Genomic DNA, 17,971 nt, shown 5'->3' on the forward strand with positions numbered 1-17,971 from the left:
TTAATAATTATTTCCTGAAAAAAGTTGCTTCAAATGTAGAACTATTTCCAACATTATCTGTAACAATTATTTTTAATTCGTTTTCGGTGTCCTTAATCACATCATCATTAAAATCGTGCACAAGGGTTTTTGTTTTATAATCGTACTCCATCAAAATCCATTGACCATTTACAGTTGCTCTGTATTTGCTTATACCAGATAAATCATCATCAATCTTTATCTTTAAATATCTGTATTTACTAAGCCATTTTTTATTCTGAAAATTTAGTGGTTTAATGGTCGGTGCTATAGTATCGGTTACTAAGGTATATGTACCAAAAGTTTTACTACCTGCACTTAATATATTACCCTTTCGTTTGGTATTAACATAACTCGGTTTTTTGTAAAAGCCGTAAAGGCGCGCAATAAAAATTTTATCGAGATGTTCCGTTTTATAATGGCTTAAGTCATAATTAATGTAAAAATTCTTCTGAAGTGGAATATTATCTTCATGAAGCATAAGAGTGTCTGAGCTTACACTAAAATTAATCATAACATCGTCGTAAACGGTATTGCTATAAAAATTAACACTCACATGGCCAGACTCTAATGTTGTAGGTTGGTCACTATAGATTAAAGTCGTTTTACTCATAGCATCATAAGGCGCCTCCTCTAGTGTTTCTTTTTTACCACTTATTGGGATGTTTACCCAAGTTTCATTACCCTTATAATCTCTTAGTCTTACTTTGTATACAGATGACGTGCTGTCTTCTACTCGGATATAACCATCATTAGCAGCGTCTTTGTAAAGACTTAATGGATTATTTTTTTGAATAAATAATTTTTGAATGCGCGAGCGTTTTTCTTTAAAATGAGCATAATCTATAAATCGTTTTATATGTTTAGTTTCGCTAAAACTAAAGCGTTTAAAGTCTATTTCTAAACGCTTGTTTCCATTAAAAAAGGTTTGGATATTACTTAAACCATTAGTATTTGGTGCTAAATCTTGTTTATCATAGGAGGTAATCCCAAAACCTATATCACCATAGGCTTTAATTTTTTCAACTTCGTAATCTCCAGTTTTTTTAGGAATAAGTCGCAGCTGAACACGTTTATTTTTGCCGTTAATAGTTGCATTTTTATCTTTTGGATAGGCATAAATTGCCGACACAAAAGGACGTGTTGTATCTTTTACATCTATGCCAAAGTACATAGGATTAATAGGGCGTTCTTGGTTATCTCTAATTTCAAAATGAAGGTGAGGGCCTCCAGATCCTCCAGTATTACCAGAATAGGCTATAACTTCATCAGTTGCTACAACAAGTTCATCTGGGTTTGGAAACACTTCCACTTCAAAACTTTCCTTTTCGTATTGACATTCTTTGATATAGGCTTCTAAACGGTCCGAAAATTTTTGCAAATGACCATAAACCGAAGTATAACCATTTGGGTGTGTAACGTAAAGCGCCTTGCCATACCCATAATGAGAAATTTTTATTCTACTCACATAACCGCTTGCGCTTGTGTAAACTTTGAGACCTTGTTTTTGCTGGGTTTTAATATCGATACCAGAATGAAAATGAGACGAACGCAGTTCTCCAAACGTACCAGACAGTACCAACGTTATGTCTAACGGATCTCTAAAATAGTCTTGTGGATATTCAGATTGCGCATATGTTACAAACGGTATTAATATTAAAAGGAGAACTTTTTTCATGGCATAATCAATTAAGGCTAAAATATTAATTTGATTAAGATTAGCAAATGGTAGAACCTTATTATTTTGATAAACGACTTAAAGTATCTCTTGGTATATAAAGCAAAAATTTTTGCAAAAGAATTGTGTTTTTTCAATTGGTATGTTAACTTTGTTTCAACGGTATTGAATTTTATTAATGAGTAAAATAGAAGACATTGTTGATACGCTAGAAAATAAAATTAGTAAGGTATTACATAAGCAAGATATCTTAAAAAAGACTAATGCTCAACTTACTGATAAAATAGAGAAGCAACAACAAGAAATCATTAAACAGCAAGAGCAAATTGCAACTTGGGCTGATAAATATGATACACTCAAAATAGCGAATTCAATGCTTGGCAGTGACGAAAATAAACGAGAAACAAAGCTCAAAATAAACGCACTTATTAGAGATATTGACCATTGTATAAGTCAAATCTCAGAATAAAGTTGTAAATTGAAATTAAATGTCAAATCAGTTAAAAATTAAACTATCCATTGCAAATAGGGTTTATCCATTAACAATAAATCCAAAGCAGGAAGAAGGTTTAAGAAAGGCTACTAAGAAGATAGAAGCTATGATTGGTCAATTTGAGCAAAATTATTCTGTAAGAGATAAGCAAGATGTATTAGCAATGTGTGCATTACAGTTTGCCTCTCAAGTAGAACAAAAGTCCATTGATAAAGAATATGTTAATGAGGAGGTAAAAGATAAGTTAGACGCTTTAAACAACCTACTACAAGACTATATTTAACTCGTACGTTCTTTAAAATAACAGAGGTTACTGCCTATATTAGTTATAATTTTTGATAAACTCAACGTTAATTCTTTAAAAAGGGTGAGTTTAAGTTGTAAAATCGTGCCATTAGTGCTGAACTTGTTTCAGTATCTCAGATGGATTTTTGATCAGCTTGTTAGCCCTAAACTTGTTTTTAAGGAGTTTATACAAAATCCAAAACTGATATAGGCTTTTTTTATATATACTAACTAAACAACTAACATGGATACAACGACCATAATATATATCGTAGGCGCAGTAATTTTAGGCTTAATCCTAGGCTACGTTGTCGCTAAATCTTTAGAAAAAGGCAAAGCTTCAAAATTAATTACTAATGCAGAGCTAGAGTCTAAATCTATTTTAAAGCAAGCAAAAAAGGATGCAGAGGTCTTAAAAAAAGATAAAATACTACAAGCCAAAGAAAAGTTTATAGAGCTTAAGGCCGAGCATGAAAAAGTGATTCTGTCTAGAGACAAGAAAATGGCTGAAGCTGAAAAACGCATTAGAGACAAAGAATCTCAGATTTCTAGTGAATTATCTAAATCTAAAAAATCTAACCAGTCATTAGCAGATAAAATTAAGGACTATGACTTTAGATTAGATTTTTTAGAGAAACGAAAAGAGGAAGTAGAAAAGGCTCATAAAAGTCAAATTAAACAATTAGAAGTTATTTCCTCGCTATCAGCAGAAGAAGCCAAGGAACAATTGGTAGAGTCGCTAAAACAAGAGGCTAAAACGGACGCCATGGCTTATGCTCAAAACCAATTAGAAGAAGCGAAGCTCACAGCAGAACAAGAAGCCAAGAAAATTATTATTAACACCATACAGCGCATTGGAACTGAAGAAGCTGTAGACAATTGTGTTTCTGTTTTTAATATTGAATCCGACGACGTTAAAGGAAGAATTATAGGAAGAGAAGGTCGAAATATTAGAGCTATTGAAGCCGCTACAGGTGTAGAGATTATAGTAGACGATACACCAGAGGCGATTATATTATCTTGTTTTGATTCTGTAAGACGTGAGATAGCACGTTTATCGCTTCATAAATTGGTGACCGATGGTAGAATTCACCCAGCGCGCATAGAAGAAGTAGTGCGTAAAACACAAAAACAGATAGAACAAGAGATTATAGAAGTAGGAAAGCGTACCGTAATAGATTTGGGTATTCATGGTTTACACCCAGAGTTAATTAAGATGGTAGGTCGTATGAAGTATCGTTCATCTTACGGTCAAAACCTATTACAACATTCTAGAGAAGTAGCAAAACTTTGTGGCGTTATGGCAGCCGAGTTAGGCTTAAACCCAAAACTTGCCAAAAGGGCAGGTCTTTTGCATGATATTGGTAAAGTACCATCTTCTGAAACCGATGTAGAAACACCTCACGCTATATTAGGAATGCAGTGGGCAGAAAAGCATGGAGAAAAACCTGAAGTCTGTAATGCTATTGGAGCACACCACGATGAAATAGAAATGACCACTTTATTATCACCAGTAATTCAAGTTTGTGATGCTATCTCTGGTGCTCGTCCAGGCGCAAGACGCCAAGTCTTAGACTCATACATACAACGTCTTAAAGATTTAGAGGATGTGGCCTTTGGTTTTAATGGAGTAAAGAAAGCTTATGCAATCCAAGCAGGTAGAGAATTACGTGTCATAGTAGAAAGCGAAAAAGTATCGGATGATAAAGCAGCAAGCTTATCGTTTGAAATTTCTCAGAAAATTCAAACCGATATGACGTATCCTGGACAGGTAAAAGTTACTGTAATAAGAGAGACTAGAGCAGTAAATATTGCTAAGTAAAATTTTAATTAGCTTAAATTTATAAAATAGGCGTTCAAATTAAATTTTGAATGCCTATTCTCATTTTCTAGGATGGTATTTGTTTAAAACATCACTGAGGTGCGAGCGGTCTACATGCATGTAAATTTCCGTAGTCGTTATACTTTCATGACCAAGCATCATTTGTATTGATCGTAAATCCGCTCCGTTTTCTAATAAGTGAGTAGCAAAAGAATGTCTAAATGTATGAGGAGAAACTGTTTTTTTTAATCCAGACTTCTCCACTAATTTTTTAATAATTGTAAAAATCATTGCTCTAGTAAGTTGATTTCCTTTATAGTTTAAAAATAGAATATCCTTAGAACTAGATTTTATATCAATATGCTTTCTAATCTCTTGCCATATATTTATATACGTCTTTGTGGTCTCTCCAATAGGAACAAAACGCTGTTTATTGCCTTTACCTGTAACTTTAATAAAATCTTCATTAAAGTAGAGGTCAGATACTTTTAAGTTAATAAGCTCGCTTACTCTTAGGCCACAACTGTAAAGTGTCTCTATAATTGCTCTATTGCGCTCTCCTAAATTAACGCCATTGTATTGGTAGCTTAAATCTATGTTTTTAATAATTAAATCTATATCATCTACAGATAAGGTGTCGGGCAGTTTACGACCAATTTTAGGCGACTCAATAAGATCTACCGGGTTGTTTTCTCTGTAGTTTTCAAAAACAAGATAGTCAAAAAAATTGCGAAGTCCAGAGATTAATCGTGCTTGTGATCTAGAGTTTATAGTTTTTGAAATGGTGTATATAAACTCCTTAATACAGGTATTATCTATCTGATCTGGAGACGTATTAATAGCATTTTCCTCAAGGTATGATATGAGTTTTTTAATATCGTAATGATAATTTTCAATGGAGTTAATAGAAAGGCCACGCTCTATTTGTAAGTAAAGTTTGTAATCTGTTATTGCATGTTGCCATTTCATATCTAAAAATAAAAAAAACACTTCACTGTAACAGCGAAGTGTTTAAATAATTTAGTGCTTTTATTCTATTTTAGAAAAAATCACTTTTAAAGTTTGCATTTGGATAGTTTTCGTTAAAAATGTCAATTAAGTCAATTATCCACCAAATGCCTAAACCACCAAAAGTTAGAATAAATAAAATGTTCCACCCTACAGGACTTTTTAAGTACCATCTATGGGCAGCTAACCCGCCAAGAAAGAACCATAATAAAATGGCGATACCCTTACTTTGGTTACCTGCTCTTGCAACTGGCGTTGACATTGCTTGTGTTTTAACCACGTCATTGGCTGAAACATTTTCTGTTTCAGCAGTAGCAGTTGGTCTATCCACAGGAAAAGACGCATAGGAACTACCGAAAACGAACATCATTAAAAATGCTGATAAGAATAATTTAATTTTCATTTTAAAAGTTTTAAGTTTAGCCTAAATTTAAAAAAAATATGGCAATATCTCATTTATTTTATTTGCTCATATAATAACACCTTACATATTTTTAATGAAATCATTCAATCTTAGTTTAAACAAAGTCTTATTATTGGTGTCTTTTATAATGTTTATTGCTGCGGGTAATTCGCAGAATAAAAATGTTTTTATGGGATTCATAAAAATAAAAGATACTTTATTGATTAAATATAAAGTAGAATTTGAATCAGTTAATGGCAATGTAAGTGGCTATAGTTTAACAGATTTTGGCGGAGAACATGAGACAAAATCAAAAATAGTTGGTAATTATAATGAAGAAAAAAATTTACTTTCCTTTAAAGAGGTTGGACTAATTTACACTAAGTCTAATTATGCCGAGCAAGATTTTTGTAATATTCACCTAGAGCCAACGAAGTTTAAATTAGGAGGTACAAAATTAATGGGCGAATTTAAAGGAAGATTTAGTGATGGAACCGAATGTATTCACGGAGAGTTGGCCATGAATTCTATTGAAAAGATTGATAAACGCGTTACAAAATTTAAAAACAAACTACAAAAATCTAATCGCGTACCAGATAGTATTAAACAGCAAATCAAAAACTTAAAATTAGCGGATACACTCAATTTTAATATACTTAAAAAAGACGAAGTGACCTCCGTGATAACTTCTGCAAATACTATTACTTGTACGGTTTATGATGGTGGTCAAATTGATAATGATATAATAACTGTTTACTTAAATGATAAAATAGTGTTATATAAGTATGTTATTTCCGATCAAAGAAAAATTCTAAACTTGCCTATAACAGAAAAAAAATCTAGAATTAAAATAAAATCTGAATCGGTTGGGAATATTGGAGAAAACACAACGTATTTTATTATTTCAGATAAGGCAAATACTGTTAAAACCGTTACTAATCTTAAGCTAGGTGAAATTACCAATGTAGATATAATAAAAAAAGAATGAAAAACATGTGGTAAAATACCATACCTGTAGTAAGAATCTCTTCAATTAACTTTAGCAATGGGTAACAAAGAGGTTGGTGTTAATTTATTGATTAAAAAGAGAAACTGTCTTAAATATTGAGATGGTTTTTTTATGTCCATATTTTAATATCTTTACCTTATGAAGCAGATTATTATAATAAACGGACCTAACCTTAACCTGTTAGGAAAAAGAGAACCAGAGATTTACGGTAGTGAAACGTTTGAAGATTATTTACAAACGTTAAGAGCTAAGTATAAACAGTGTAAAATTGACTATTTTCAATCTAACATAGAAGGTGAACTTATTGATAAACTGCAAGAGTTTGGGTTTAGTTACGATGGTATCATATTAAATGCAGGTGCCTACACACATACGTCGGTTGGCATTGGTGATGCCGTAAAAGCTGTTACAACACCAGTTGCAGAAGTGCATATTTCTAATACATTCTCTAGAGAAGACTTTAGACACCAATCCTATATATCATCAAATGCTAATGGTGTTATCATTGGTTTTGGTTTAAAAAGTTACGACTTAGCTATAGAAAGTTTTATCTTTTGATTATGAAAAAAATTGTTCTATTAATATGCTTACTTATTTCAACCTTTTTTATTTATAGCCAAGAATTTGGTGTAAAAGGTGGGTTAAATTTCACTTTTTTTAAAATTACTGAAGGTGATTTTGGTACTAATCCTAATACTGAAGTTGGGTACTATGGTGGTGCCTTTGTTGATTTTAAAATAGATAATGGTTTTCATTTTCAGCCAGAACTATTGTATAAGGGTATCGGTGATTTTAGATTTTTAAATGCACCTTTATATTTAAAATACGATATATACAATACGGTACATATTTTAGTTGGCCCTAGTTTAAATTATTTTTTCGATTTTTTCACTAATAATTTTAAAGTTAGAGCAGATCTAAGTTTAGATTATGATTTAAGTAAAGACTTAAGCATGCATATGAAATATACTATTGGGTTTGAAGAGCTGTCACCTAATGTTTTATTCTTGGGATTAGGTTATAGATTATAGTATTAAGAATTATTTATCATAAATTATTAAGTTTTTTTTAAAATAATTAACGTTAATTTTCATTTTAATTAGGATTTAGTTGGGGTTTTTTAACAGCAAGCACATCTAGTTTTGATATTATTAATTCTAACAACAATCAATTATGAAAACCACAATTTTATTTTCAGCATTTTTTCTATGCTTTAGTTCTACATTAACAGCCCAGGATGTTCCCACTTCCGATAATACTACTAATCCGTATAGTTTTGGTGTAAGAATAGGTGCTAATTTATACGACATAACAGCAACCAGTAATAGAACAGGTGATACAGGGTTTTTTGGTGGTCTATTTATAGAAAGAAAATGGTCTCAAAATTGGGCGCTTCAGTTTGAAGCTAATTATGCAGGCCTTTACACATTACAATTTCCACTAATCCTAAAATATAATCTTGGCGAAAGGTTGGTGATATATGGAGGCGCTCAATTAGATTTTTCCTTAGAGCAACAACGTATGGATAATGCCTTTAGAAATAAACGTTTTGGTGCATCTCTTTTGCTCGGAGCACAATACAATATTAACTCTAAATGGTTTTTAGAGGGTAGATATATACATGGACTTAGCGATCAATTCCCTATTTTTCAAGGTCTTGGTGTAGAATCTATATATGGTAAGAAACGTTCATTTAATTTTGGAATAGGGTATAAATTTTAAAAAATGAGATTTAAAATATATTCATTTGTGCTAGTTATAGTCTTCGGTATTTTAGGCGTTTTTTTGTGTAATGCACAAAATGAAAATGCCAATAGTAAATGGGATTTAGCCTTTAAAGGAATAACGCTCACCGACGATAAAACTGTATTTATTAGGGAGAATAGAATTCAAGGTTTTGAATCATCTATGATAGAACTTCCTGTTTTACTTAAGATAAATATCAATGAAAAGTTAAGCGCACTAGCAGGAACAAAACTTGATTTTTTCATAAACAGTCAAGGGTTTTCAACTAATATTGGTATAAACACATCCTTCGGTTTGCAATACAATCCGAGCGCTAACTCATATATACAAGGTGTATTCAATTATCAAATTAACAATGTAAATAATGTATATCAATACAATTACGGAAGTAAATCTAGTTTTATGCTAAATACAGGCATCAAATTTTAAAACTTAAAAAGCGATTCAAACTATTTGAATCGCTTTAAATTTTATGATTTGCGTTAGAGATGCTGCCTTCAGGGAAGGCTAGGATGGGCTTATAAATGAATCACTTCATCATAAGCATCAGCAACCGCCTCCATAACGGCTTCACTCATAGTTGGGTGAGGATGGACTGTTTTTAATACTTCGTGTCCGGTAGTTTCTAATTTTCTACCTAAAACAGCTTCAGCAATCATGTCTGTAACTCCAGCTCCAATCATGTGGCAACCAAGCCATTCACCATACTTAGCGTCAAATATCACTTTTACAAAACCGTCTTTATGTCCACCTGCACTGGCTTTACCTGATGCGGAGAATGGGAATTTACCGATCTTAACGTCTATACCTTGTTCTTTAGCTTGGGCTTCAGTTAAACCAACACTAGCTACTTCTGGTGAGCAATACGTACAACCAGGAATGTTGCCGTAGTCTAAAGCTTCAACATGCATGCCGGCAATTTTTTCAACACAAAGAATACCTTCTGCAGAAGCTACATGCGCTAAAGCTTGTCCTGGTGTTACATCGCCAATGGCATAGTAACCTGGTATATTAGTTTGATAAAAATCATTTACTAAGATTTTATCTCTATCTACAACAATACCTACATCTTCAAGACCTATATTTTCTATATTTGATTTAATGCCTACCGCAGATAATACAATATCAGCTTCTAAGACCTCTTCACCCTTTTTAGTTTTAACTGTGGCTTTAACACCGTTACCAGAGGTATCTACCGAAGTGACTTCAGCCGAAGTCATTATTTTAATTCCAGATTTTTTAAAGCTACGTTCTAATTGTTTTGACACTTCATCATCTTCTACAGGTACAATTTTAGGCATATATTCAACAATGGTAACCTCAGTACCCATAGAATTGTAGAAATAAGCAAACTCAACACCAATAGCGCCAGACCCAACAACAATCATTTTCTTTGGTTGCTTATCTAAGGTCATAGCTTGTCTGTAACCAATAACTTTTTTACCATCTTGCGGTAAACTAGGTAATTCTCTAGAACGTGCACCTGTTGCTATAATAATATGGTCTGCTGAATATTCTTTACCATCAACGTCAACTTTTTTTCCAGGCTTTACTTTTCCATAACCTTCAAGAACATCAATTTTGTTCTTTTTCATTAAGAATTTTACGCCATTACTCATGCCATCAGCAACACCACGACTGCGCTTAACTACAGCATCAAAGTCGTGTTCTGCATCTTTAACTTTAAGTCCATAATCTTCAGCATGTTTAAGATATTCAAATACTTGTGCAGATTTTAAAAGTGCTTTTGTTGGGATACAGCCCCAATTTAAACATACACCACCTAAGTTTTCTTTTTCTACAACTGCAGTTTTTAATCCTAATTGAGAAGCTCTTATTGCAGTTACATAGCCACCAGGACCACTTCCTAATACTATAACATCGTATTTACTCATGCGTAAGTTTTTTAGTTGAATTTTAAGGCTACGAATTTACAAAACCAAAACGTAATATTAAAGGTCTTCTGTAAAATGTCTTTGTGTTTTATTATTTGAGAATTTAAGGGTATTGTAATTCTGCGATTGCCCTTTTGGTATTGACAAAGATTGCCAATTTTCACCTTTTATGAGTTTACCTAAATATACAATTTGGCCGATATGGTAGGCATAGTGCATCATTTGCCTATTAATAGCTTCTGTAACAGTATGACCTTGGTTTCTTATGTAAATTATTTTATCTAAGTCCTCATTTGTTAGTGGTTTAATTGCTTTAAAAAGACAACACCAACCTTTATCCCAATAGTTTACAATAGCAGTTTTAGTTTCTAAGGTGTCTACAAATTCTAAATCTCGTTTACGCCATTCTTTCTCGCCATCCTCAGTTAAGAAATTAGTCCAACGGCTCAGCATGTTTCCAGCAATATGCTTAACTATTATAGAGATAGAATTTGAGTCTTTTACAAATTCTTTTTTAAGCTCTTCTATTTTAAGTTGCTCAATTGTTTTATCACCTAGGTTTTTGTAATATTCAAACTGCTTTAAAACACTACTCAAATAGGACTTTTCCATAACATAATTAAGATGAAGTATATGGTTTTATTGTTCGTATTTTTCTTTCCACGCTTTTACAATTTCTGGTAAATCTTCACCTTCTTCAACAAAAATTAAAGATGCAGAATTCATACAATATCTTAAGCCTGTAGGTTTAGGTCCATCATTAAAAACATGCCCTAAATGAGAACCACTTCCGCTATCAATAACTTCGGTTCTAACCATTCCATGGCTTCTGTCGGATAATTCTAATACGGCGTTCTCATCAATTGGTTTATAAAAACTCGGCCAGCCTGTACCAGATTTATATTTGTGCGCAGAGCTAAACAAAGGTTGTCCGGTTGCTGCTGAATAGTAAATGCCTTTTTTTTTGTTATCCCAGTATTTTCCGGTAAAAGCTCTTTCAGTTCCAGCTTTTCTTAAGACGTAATACTGATTATCTGTCAATTGTTTTTTCCATTCGCTATCCGTTTTTGTAACAGGAAATGGATTTTGTTCTCTAGTCTCGCTTTTTTGAGCTGTAGAATTACAACCAAAAAGACCACTAATCAATAATAAAAATATAATCTTTTTCATGCTATAAAGTTACGGAATTCTAGTGTAGTTAGTTGTAGTTCTTTTCTTAATTTTAACACAAACTACTTTTTGGTTATATTTATGTTAAGTATTATTCTAATTTGCCTATATTGAAAGAATCTTTTCTAATTTTAACATTAAAACCAATCAAAAATAAATGAAGGCATTATTCTTAACTAGAGAATTTCCACCACATGTCTACGGAGGTGCTGGTGTGCACGTAGAGTACCTAGCAAAAGAACTTTCTAAACTCATGGAAGTAGAAGTTAGAGCATTTGGTGACCAAAATATAGAAAGTGAAAATCCAGCTGTTAAAGGATATCCTTTTAGTGACGGTAATTTTGCTAACAGTAATGAAAAATTAAAAGCTGTTTTTAAAACTTTGAGTACCAGTCTTCATATGAACGCTAATCCTATTAAAGCCGATGTTGTACATTGTCATACTTGGTACTCTCATTTTGCAGGTATTATGGCTAAGTTGTGTTACGGTAAACCATTGGTAGTAACCACACATTCTTTAGAACCGCTAAGACCATGGAAACGAGAACAACTAGGTAGAGGTTACGATGCGTCTTCTTGGATAGAAAAAACGGCCATTGAGATGGCAGATTGTCTAATTGCTGTATCTAAAGAAACAAAAGACGATGTTTTAAAACACTTTGATGTTGATGAAAACAAAATTGAAGTCGTTTACAACGGTATAGATCTCAAAGAATACGTTTCTGTTAAGGAAACCAATGTTTTAGAAACCTATGGGATTGATACGCAAAAGCCTTATGTACTTTTTGTAGGAAGAATAACAAGACAAAAAGGAATTATTCATTTAGTTAATGCTATTAAATATATAGACCCAGACACACAAATTGTACTCTGTGCTGGTGCACCAGATACTAAGGAAATAGCCAAAGAAATGGAAGACGCTGTAGCTAAAGCTTCAAAGTCTAGAGCTAATATTTTTTGGATAGATAAGATGTTAGATAAGAAAGACGTGATTCAACTCTATTCTCATGCAGAAGTGTTTTGTTGCCCATCTATTTACGAGCCATTTGGTATCATTAATATTGAGGCCATGGCATGCGAAACCGCAGTAGTAGCAAGTGCAGTTGGAGGTATAAAAGAAGTCGTTGTGGAAGGAGAAACTGGCTTGTTAATCAACGTTAAACAACAAACAGAAGCACCATTTGAACCTATTGTTCCCGATAAATTTTCGAGGGATCTTGCAGATGGTGTCAATCAAATTATAAAAAACGCTCCACTACGACATAAAATGGCAAAAGCAGGTCGTAAACGTGTTGAAGACTTTTTCGACTGGCAAGCCATTGCACAACAAACAAAATCCATTTACCAATCTTTAATAAATAACAAATGATAAACGATAAAGTTATATCCATTATTTTGGGTGGAGGCCAAGGCTCAAGATTATATCCATTAACAGAAAACAGATCTAAACCAGCAGTGCCTATAGCTGGTAAATACAGGTTAGTAGATATTCCTATTTCTAACTGTATAAATTCCGATATAAAGAGAATGTATGTGTTAACACAATTTAATTCAGCCTCATTAAATAGGCATATTAAAAACACGTATCATTTTAGTTTTTTTAGTTCGGCATTTGTTGATGTTTTGGCTGCAGAACAAACCACTAAAAGCGATAAATGGTTTCAAGGTACTGCAGATGCGGTTAGACAGAGTATGCACCATGTGCTGGAGCACGAATTTGAATACGTATTAATCCTATCTGGTGACCAACTTTATCAGATGGACTTTAATGAAATGATTTCTGCACACATAGAGAGTGGTGCAGAGATTTCAATAGCTACCCAACCCGTTGGTGCAAAAGATGCCACTGCTTTTGGTATTTTAAAAACAGATCAAAAAAATATAATTAAGTCTTTTATTGAAAAACCAGATGCATCTTTGTTGCCAGATTGGACCTCACCTGTGAGTGAAGAAATGAAAAACGATGGTAGACATTATTTAGCATCTATGGGAATTTATATCTTTAATAGAGATCTTTTGGTAAACTTAATGGAAGAACCAGATAAAATTGATTTTGGTAAAGAGATTATTCCAGATGCGATTAAAAAACATAAAACGTTAAGTTACCAGTTTGAGGGCTATTGGACGGATATAGGAACTATTGATTCCTTTTTTGAAGCTAATTTAGGCTTAACCGATGAAATTCCGAAGTTTAATTTATACGATAACAATCAGCGTGTTTATACAAATGCAAGGATTCTTCCAACTTCTAAAATATCAGGAACTTTATTAGATAGAACCGTTATATCAGAAGGAGGTATTATACATGCTGCAAAAATAGAACGGTCAGTCATAGGCATAAGATCGCGTATTGGTGCTGAGTCTACAGTTATAAATTGTTATATGATGGGGAATGACCATTACGAATCTTTAGAAGAAGTTCAAGAAAAGAAGATTAAGATTTTTATGGGAATAGGTGAGCGTTGTTTTATTAAAAATGTAATCTTAGATAAAAATTGTAGAATTGGAGACGATGTAAGAATTAATGGCGGTAACCACCTTAAAGATAAAGAGAGTGATACTTATCTTATTAAGGACGGAATCGTAGTGGTTAAAAAAGATGCAATAATCCCATCTAAAACTATTATTCAATAAAAAAATAGACGATTCTTAACGAATATCGATAAAAATGATAAACCAAAAACGCGTTGTAATTGATGCTGTAAAACCTCAAATAAACGGTGGGGAATTTTTTATAAAACGTATTGTAAACGAAATAATTAATGTAGAAGCGCATGTCTTGGTAGATGGCCACGATATCATTGCTGCTTCCGTATTGTATAAACATGAAGCAGAGCGCAAATGGAGTGAGGTACAAATGCATCATAATGTAAATGACGAGTGGCACACGTCTTTCACCGTTACTAAACAAGGTTTTTATACTTATAAGGTACAAGGCTGGGTAGACCATGCGCTTAATTGGCAACATGGTATTGAGCGAAAGATCGATGACAACCAACATGTTAAATCAGAATTATTAGAGGGTATTACCTACATAGAACCAATACTTAAGCGAGCCTCTAAAGCAGAAGCGCAATACCTTAATTATTGTTTAGATTGTTTTAAAGATGAGAGTAAATATGAAAAAGCTGTAGTTGAGGCCATATCATCAGACCTTCATAAAATTTTTGTGAAGTATCCAGAGAAAGACCTTGCGAATGAAACGCAAGAATTAAAAGTTTACGTCGATAGAAAAAAAGCACTTTTTAGTACTTGGTATGAGTTTTTCCCTAGATCATCTTCTAAGGTCGAAGGTCAACATGGTACATTTAAAGACTGCGAGCGCTTACTGCCTCGGATTGCAGAAATGGGTTTTGACACATTGTATTTTCCACCAATTCATCCCATAGGAGAAGTCAATAGAAAAGGAAAAAACAATACCACAGAAGCTAAGGAAGGAGACTCAGGTTCAGCATGGGGCATAGGGTCTAAACATGGAGGGCATAAAGACATTCATCCACAGTTGGGTTCTGCAAAAGATTTTAAAAAACTGGTTAAAAAAGCTAAAGACCTTGGCATAGAAGTGGCTATGGATTACGCGTTGCAAGCAGCACCAGATCATCCTTGGGTAAAATCAAACCCTGAATGGTTTAAATGGAGACCAGATGGCACGGTCCAATATGCAGAAAATCCGCCAAAAAAATATCAAGATATTTTACCAATATATTGGGAAAGTAAAGACTATAAAAATCTTTGGAAAGAATGTTTAGATATACTGTTATACTGGATCGAAGATTTAGGAATAAATGTATTTAGAGTAGATAATCCACATACTAAACCTTATTATTTTTGGAACTGGGCCATATCAGAGGTTAAAAAGAAACATCCAGATGTTATTTTCTTGGCAGAAGCTTTTACGAAGCCAAAAGTAATGCAACAATTAGCCAAACAAGGCTATACGCAGTCCTATACTTATTTTACGTGGAGAAATACAAAAGCAGAGTTAATTGAGTATATGACCGAATTAACACAGACCGATCAGCGCGAATATATGCGTCCAAATTTTTGGCCAAATACACCAGATATAAATCCGTATCATCTGCAAGGAGCAAATGAGTCTAAGTACATTCAACGTTATGTATTAGCCGCAACTTTAAGCTCTAATATTGGTATATACGGACCAGTTTTTGAACAAATGATAGATGATGCCATTCCTGGTAAGGAGGAATACTACATGTCCGAAAAATTTGAAGTAAAACATTACGATTGGTCAGTGCAAAATAAATTAACCTCACTTATATCTAAAGTCAACGCTATTAGAAATAAGCATGAAGCTTTGCAGCAAACCAATAATATTAAGTTCTGTAATATTGAAAATGATAACTTAATTGCGTTTTACAAATGGAACGATGCCAAAACCGATGAATTATTAATTGTTATCAGTTTAGAACACTATTATATGCAGCAAGGCTCGGTTCAATTACCTTTAGAAGATTTAGGAGTCCACCAATGCTATCAAATAACAGTAAGTGACCTCGTAACAGGCAGTAGTTATAACTGGCATAGCGAGTGGAATTTTGTGGAGTTGCATCCAACGCTACCGTTTCATATTTTTAAAATAATTAAATAGAAATGCCAATTACAGCGTCCACTATTATTACTAAACGCTCAATATCAAGTCATTTTTTAGCTATAAAACAATTAATGTTAAAAAATGAATTTTGTCAGTTAAATTATAAACTAAATTTAGAAATACTTTGGACAGTAAGTCCTTAAATAGGAATTTCAAATACTATCAACCACTAAAGATTTATGGCAGACGTTATAGCACATAGCTTATTTACAGATTTTGATATTAATTTATTTAAATCAGGAAAGCATTACCGACTATATGAAAAATTTGGATCGCACATTATAACTTTAGATGGAGTACAAGGTACCTATTTTGCAGTTTGGGCACCAAGTGCAAAATCGGTTTCTGTTATTGGCGATTTTAACTATTGGCTAGAAGGAGACCATAAGCTAAATGTACGTTGGGACGAGAGTGGCATTTGGGAAGGTTTTATTCCTGGTGTTGGCAAAGGCAATGTTTACAAATATAAAATCCATAGTCATCATAACGATATTAAAACAGAAAAAGCAGACCCTTATGCAAGACGCTGCGAGCACCCACCAAATACCGCATCAATTGTGTGGGCTGATAATTATAGTTGGAAAGACAAAAAATGGATGCAAAAGCGCCAAAAGTACAACGCATTAGACGCTCCATATTCAGTATACGAAGTTCACTTAAGTTCTTGGAAAAAAAGGGTTGAAGAAAATAGATGTCTTACTTACAAAGAACTAGCCGAAGATTTGGTAGCGTATGTTAAGGAGATGAATTTTACACATGTTGAGCTAATGCCAATAATGGAGTATCCTTACGATCCGTCTTGGGGCTATCAGTTAACAGGTTATTTTTCACCAACATCAAGATTTGGTTATCCTGAAGGCTTTAAATTACTAGTAGATAAGCTTCATCAAAACGATATTGGTATTATTTTAGACTGGGTACCATCACATTTTCCTGAAGATGCTCATGGACTAGGTTTTTTTGACGGAACAGCTCTTTATGAGCACCCAGACCGAAGACGAGGCTATCATCCAGACTGGAAAAGTCTTATATTTAATTACGGTAGAAACGAAGTAAAATCATTTCTAATAAGTAATGCCATATTTTGGTTAGACCAATACCATGCCGATGGTTTACGTGTAGATGCTGTAGCATCTATGTTATTTTTAGATTACAGTAGAGAAGATGGAGAATGGGAACCAAATATGTTTGGTGGTCGCGAAAATTTAGAAGCGATTGCTTTTATGCGCGAAATGAATGAGGCAGTGTACAGCACCTTTCCAGATGTGCAAACCATCGCTGAAGAGTCTACATCCTTTCCTATGGTTTCTAAGCCAATATTTATAGGTGGTTTGGGATTTGGAATGAAGTGGATGATGGGTTGGATGCACGATACCCTTCAGTATTTTGCAAAAGAACCCATTTATCGTAGACATCACCAAAACGACTTAACCTTTAGTATGACCTATGCATTTACAGAAAATTTTATGCTACCATTAAGTCATGACGAGGTAGTGTATGGTAAACATTCCATTTTAGGTAGAATGCCAGGAGACGAATGGCAACGCTTTGCGAATTTAAGATTATTGTATTCGTACATGTTTACACATCCAGGCACAAAACTGCTCTTTCAAGGGGCTGAATTTGGTCAGAGCGAAGAATGGAATTTTCAACAAAGCTTAGATTGGCATTTATTGCAATACAATCCGCACAAAGGTGTACAAACTTTAATAAAAGACTTAAATAAACTCTATAAAAATGAACCTGCCTTGTTTGAAAAGCAATTTACAGGAGAAGGATTTGAATGGATCGACTATAATGACGCTGAAAATTCTGTATTGGTTTATATTAGA

The 17,971-nt window shown here is 33.4% G+C and carries 18 protein-coding genes and 1 other RNA gene; 13 read left to right on the forward strand and 6 right to left on the reverse strand.

What is annotated here, in order from left to right; all coding sequences use genetic code 11:
- Positions 1–7: 7 nt before the first annotated feature.
- Positions 8–1,696 carry a M23 family metallopeptidase gene (locus Q0800_RS03985; RefSeq protein WP_299127834.1) on the reverse strand — a complete coding sequence of 563 codons (1,689 nt, stop codon included), beginning with the start codon at positions 1,694–1,696 and terminating at the stop codon, positions 8–10.
- 178 nt (positions 1,697–1,874) lie between these two features.
- On the opposite strand from Q0800_RS03985, the gene Q0800_RS03990 reads away from it, so the two are divergent.
- The 4 genes from Q0800_RS03990 to rny all read left to right on the forward strand — a co-directional run bounded on the left by Q0800_RS03990 (position 1,875) and on the right by rny (position 4,296).
- The gene (locus tag Q0800_RS03990) at positions 1,875–2,165 is read left to right on the forward strand and encodes a hypothetical protein (RefSeq protein ID WP_299127835.1); all 291 of its coding nucleotides are present in this window, start codon (positions 1,875–1,877) and stop codon (positions 2,163–2,165) included.
- 19 nt (positions 2,166–2,184) lie between these two features.
- Positions 2,185–2,472, forward strand: a complete 288-nt coding sequence (locus Q0800_RS03995) for a cell division protein ZapA (RefSeq protein WP_299127837.1) — start codon at positions 2,185–2,187, stop codon at positions 2,470–2,472.
- A 59-nt stretch (positions 2,473–2,531) separates the two neighbouring features.
- Positions 2,532–2,661: non-coding RNA, 6S RNA (gene ssrS / locus Q0800_RS04000), on the forward strand.
- Between the two features lie 57 nt (positions 2,662–2,718).
- On the forward strand, positions 2,719–4,296 hold the full coding sequence (rny, locus tag Q0800_RS04005; RefSeq protein WP_299127838.1) for a ribonuclease Y: 1,578 nt from the start codon (positions 2,719–2,721) through the stop codon (positions 4,294–4,296).
- A 60-nt stretch (positions 4,297–4,356) separates the two neighbouring features.
- Here rny and xerA read toward each other — a convergent pair whose 3' ends face one another.
- Together xerA and Q0800_RS04015 are read right to left on the reverse strand one after the other, a co-directional pair.
- On the reverse strand, positions 4,357–5,265 hold the full coding sequence (gene xerA, locus Q0800_RS04010; protein WP_299127839.1) for a site-specific tyrosine recombinase/integron integrase: 909 nt from the start codon (positions 5,263–5,265) through the stop codon (positions 4,357–4,359).
- 70 nt (positions 5,266–5,335) lie between these two features.
- Positions 5,336–5,707, reverse strand: a complete 372-nt coding sequence (locus Q0800_RS04015) for a TM2 domain-containing protein (RefSeq protein WP_299127841.1) — start codon at positions 5,705–5,707, stop codon at positions 5,336–5,338.
- Between the two features lie 94 nt (positions 5,708–5,801).
- Here Q0800_RS04015 and Q0800_RS04020 point away from each other — a divergent pair, with 94 nt between their 5' ends.
- The 5 genes from Q0800_RS04020 (at position 5,802) to Q0800_RS04040 (ending at position 8,891) form a co-directional block, all read left to right on the forward strand.
- On the forward strand, positions 5,802–6,695 hold the full coding sequence (locus tag Q0800_RS04020; protein WP_299127842.1) for a hypothetical protein: 894 nt from the start codon (positions 5,802–5,804) through the stop codon (positions 6,693–6,695).
- A gap of 159 nt (positions 6,696–6,854) precedes the next feature.
- Entirely contained in the window at positions 6,855–7,274 is a 420-nt protein-coding gene (gene aroQ / locus Q0800_RS04025) for a type II 3-dehydroquinate dehydratase (protein ID WP_299127843.1), read from the forward strand.
- A gap of 2 nt (positions 7,275–7,276) precedes the next feature.
- Complete coding sequence (locus Q0800_RS04030; protein ID WP_299127845.1) at positions 7,277–7,747, forward strand: outer membrane beta-barrel protein; 471 nt, start codon at positions 7,277–7,279, stop codon at positions 7,745–7,747.
- 142 nt (positions 7,748–7,889) lie between these two features.
- The gene (locus Q0800_RS04035; RefSeq protein ID WP_299127847.1) at positions 7,890–8,438 is read left to right on the forward strand and encodes an outer membrane beta-barrel protein; all 549 of its coding nucleotides are present in this window, start codon (positions 7,890–7,892) and stop codon (positions 8,436–8,438) included.
- Positions 8,439–8,441: 3 nt separating this feature from the next.
- The gene (locus Q0800_RS04040; protein WP_299127848.1) at positions 8,442–8,891 is read left to right on the forward strand and encodes a hypothetical protein; all 450 of its coding nucleotides are present in this window, start codon (positions 8,442–8,444) and stop codon (positions 8,889–8,891) included.
- Positions 8,892–8,980: 89 nt separating this feature from the next.
- Here the strand turns inward: Q0800_RS04040 and lpdA are convergent, their stop codons facing one another.
- From lpdA to msrB, 3 genes are read right to left on the reverse strand one after another with little or no spacing between them, the layout of a single operon-like run.
- Positions 8,981–10,357: a dihydrolipoyl dehydrogenase gene (gene lpdA / locus Q0800_RS04045; protein ID WP_299127849.1), complete on the reverse strand. Its 1,377-nt coding sequence runs from the start codon at positions 10,355–10,357 to the stop codon at positions 8,981–8,983.
- Between the two features lie 57 nt (positions 10,358–10,414).
- On the reverse strand, positions 10,415–10,969 hold the full coding sequence (locus tag Q0800_RS04050; protein ID WP_299127850.1) for a DUF1572 family protein: 555 nt from the start codon (positions 10,967–10,969) through the stop codon (positions 10,415–10,417).
- 27 nt (positions 10,970–10,996) lie between these two features.
- Positions 10,997–11,527, reverse strand: a complete 531-nt coding sequence (gene msrB, locus Q0800_RS04055; RefSeq protein WP_299127851.1) for a peptide-methionine (R)-S-oxide reductase MsrB — start codon at positions 11,525–11,527, stop codon at positions 10,997–10,999.
- A 157-nt stretch (positions 11,528–11,684) separates the two neighbouring features.
- On the opposite strand from msrB, the gene glgA reads away from it, so the two are divergent.
- The 4 genes from glgA to glgB all read left to right on the forward strand — a co-directional run.
- Entirely contained in the window at positions 11,685–12,896 is a 1,212-nt protein-coding gene (gene glgA / locus Q0800_RS04060; protein ID WP_299127852.1) for a glycogen synthase, read from the forward strand.
- On the forward strand, positions 12,893–14,161 hold the full coding sequence (locus Q0800_RS04065) for a glucose-1-phosphate adenylyltransferase (protein ID WP_299127853.1): 1,269 nt from the start codon (positions 12,893–12,895) through the stop codon (positions 14,159–14,161). Before glgA ends, Q0800_RS04065 begins: the two co-directional genes overlap by 4 nt.
- A 34-nt stretch (positions 14,162–14,195) precedes the next feature.
- Positions 14,196–16,136, forward strand: a complete 1,941-nt coding sequence (locus Q0800_RS04070) for an alpha-1,4-glucan--maltose-1-phosphate maltosyltransferase (protein WP_299127854.1) — start codon at positions 14,196–14,198, stop codon at positions 16,134–16,136.
- A gap of 182 nt (positions 16,137–16,318) precedes the next feature.
- On the forward strand, positions 16,319–17,971 hold a 1,653-nt coding region (glgB, locus tag Q0800_RS04075), incomplete at its 3' end, for a 1,4-alpha-glucan branching protein GlgB (RefSeq protein ID WP_299127855.1).

It is taken from the genome of uncultured Winogradskyella sp. (genome assembly GCF_937958655.1).
GTDB lineage: Bacteria > Bacteroidota > Bacteroidia > Flavobacteriales > Flavobacteriaceae > Winogradskyella.

Excerpts from the sequence above, each read along its gene's own strand:
- Q0800_RS03985 (WP_299127834.1), bottom strand. The coding sequence starts at position 1,696 with ATGAAAAAAGTTCTCCTTTTAATATTAATACCGTTTGTAACATATGCG.
- Q0800_RS03990 (WP_299127835.1), top strand. The coding sequence starts at position 1,875 with ATGAGTAAAATAGAAGACATTGTTGATACGCTAGAAAATAAAATTAGT.
- Q0800_RS03995 (WP_299127837.1), top strand. The coding sequence starts at position 2,185 with ATGTCAAATCAGTTAAAAATTAAACTATCCATTGCAAATAGGGTTTAT.
- rny (WP_299127838.1), top strand. The coding sequence starts at position 2,719 with ATGGATACAACGACCATAATATATATCGTAGGCGCAGTAATTTTAGGC.
- xerA (WP_299127839.1), bottom strand. The coding sequence starts at position 5,265 with ATGAAATGGCAACATGCAATAACAGATTACAAACTTTACTTACAAATA.
- Q0800_RS04015 (WP_299127841.1), bottom strand. The coding sequence starts at position 5,707 with ATGAAAATTAAATTATTCTTATCAGCATTTTTAATGATGTTCGTTTTC.
- Q0800_RS04020 (WP_299127842.1), top strand. The coding sequence starts at position 5,802 with ATGAAATCATTCAATCTTAGTTTAAACAAAGTCTTATTATTGGTGTCT.
- aroQ (WP_299127843.1), top strand. The coding sequence starts at position 6,855 with ATGAAGCAGATTATTATAATAAACGGACCTAACCTTAACCTGTTAGGA.
- Q0800_RS04030 (WP_299127845.1), top strand. The coding sequence starts at position 7,277 with ATGAAAAAAATTGTTCTATTAATATGCTTACTTATTTCAACCTTTTTT.
- Q0800_RS04035 (WP_299127847.1), top strand. The coding sequence starts at position 7,890 with ATGAAAACCACAATTTTATTTTCAGCATTTTTTCTATGCTTTAGTTCT.
- Q0800_RS04040 (WP_299127848.1), top strand. The coding sequence starts at position 8,442 with ATGAGATTTAAAATATATTCATTTGTGCTAGTTATAGTCTTCGGTATT.
- lpdA (WP_299127849.1), bottom strand. The coding sequence starts at position 10,357 with ATGAGTAAATACGATGTTATAGTATTAGGAAGTGGTCCTGGTGGCTAT.
- Q0800_RS04050 (WP_299127850.1), bottom strand. The coding sequence starts at position 10,969 with ATGGAAAAGTCCTATTTGAGTAGTGTTTTAAAGCAGTTTGAATATTAC.
- msrB (WP_299127851.1), bottom strand. The coding sequence starts at position 11,527 with ATGAAAAAGATTATATTTTTATTATTGATTAGTGGTCTTTTTGGTTGT.
- glgA (WP_299127852.1), top strand. The coding sequence starts at position 11,685 with ATGAAGGCATTATTCTTAACTAGAGAATTTCCACCACATGTCTACGGA.
- Q0800_RS04065 (WP_299127853.1), top strand. The coding sequence starts at position 12,893 with ATGATAAACGATAAAGTTATATCCATTATTTTGGGTGGAGGCCAAGGC.
- Q0800_RS04070 (WP_299127854.1), top strand. The coding sequence starts at position 14,196 with ATGATAAACCAAAAACGCGTTGTAATTGATGCTGTAAAACCTCAAATA.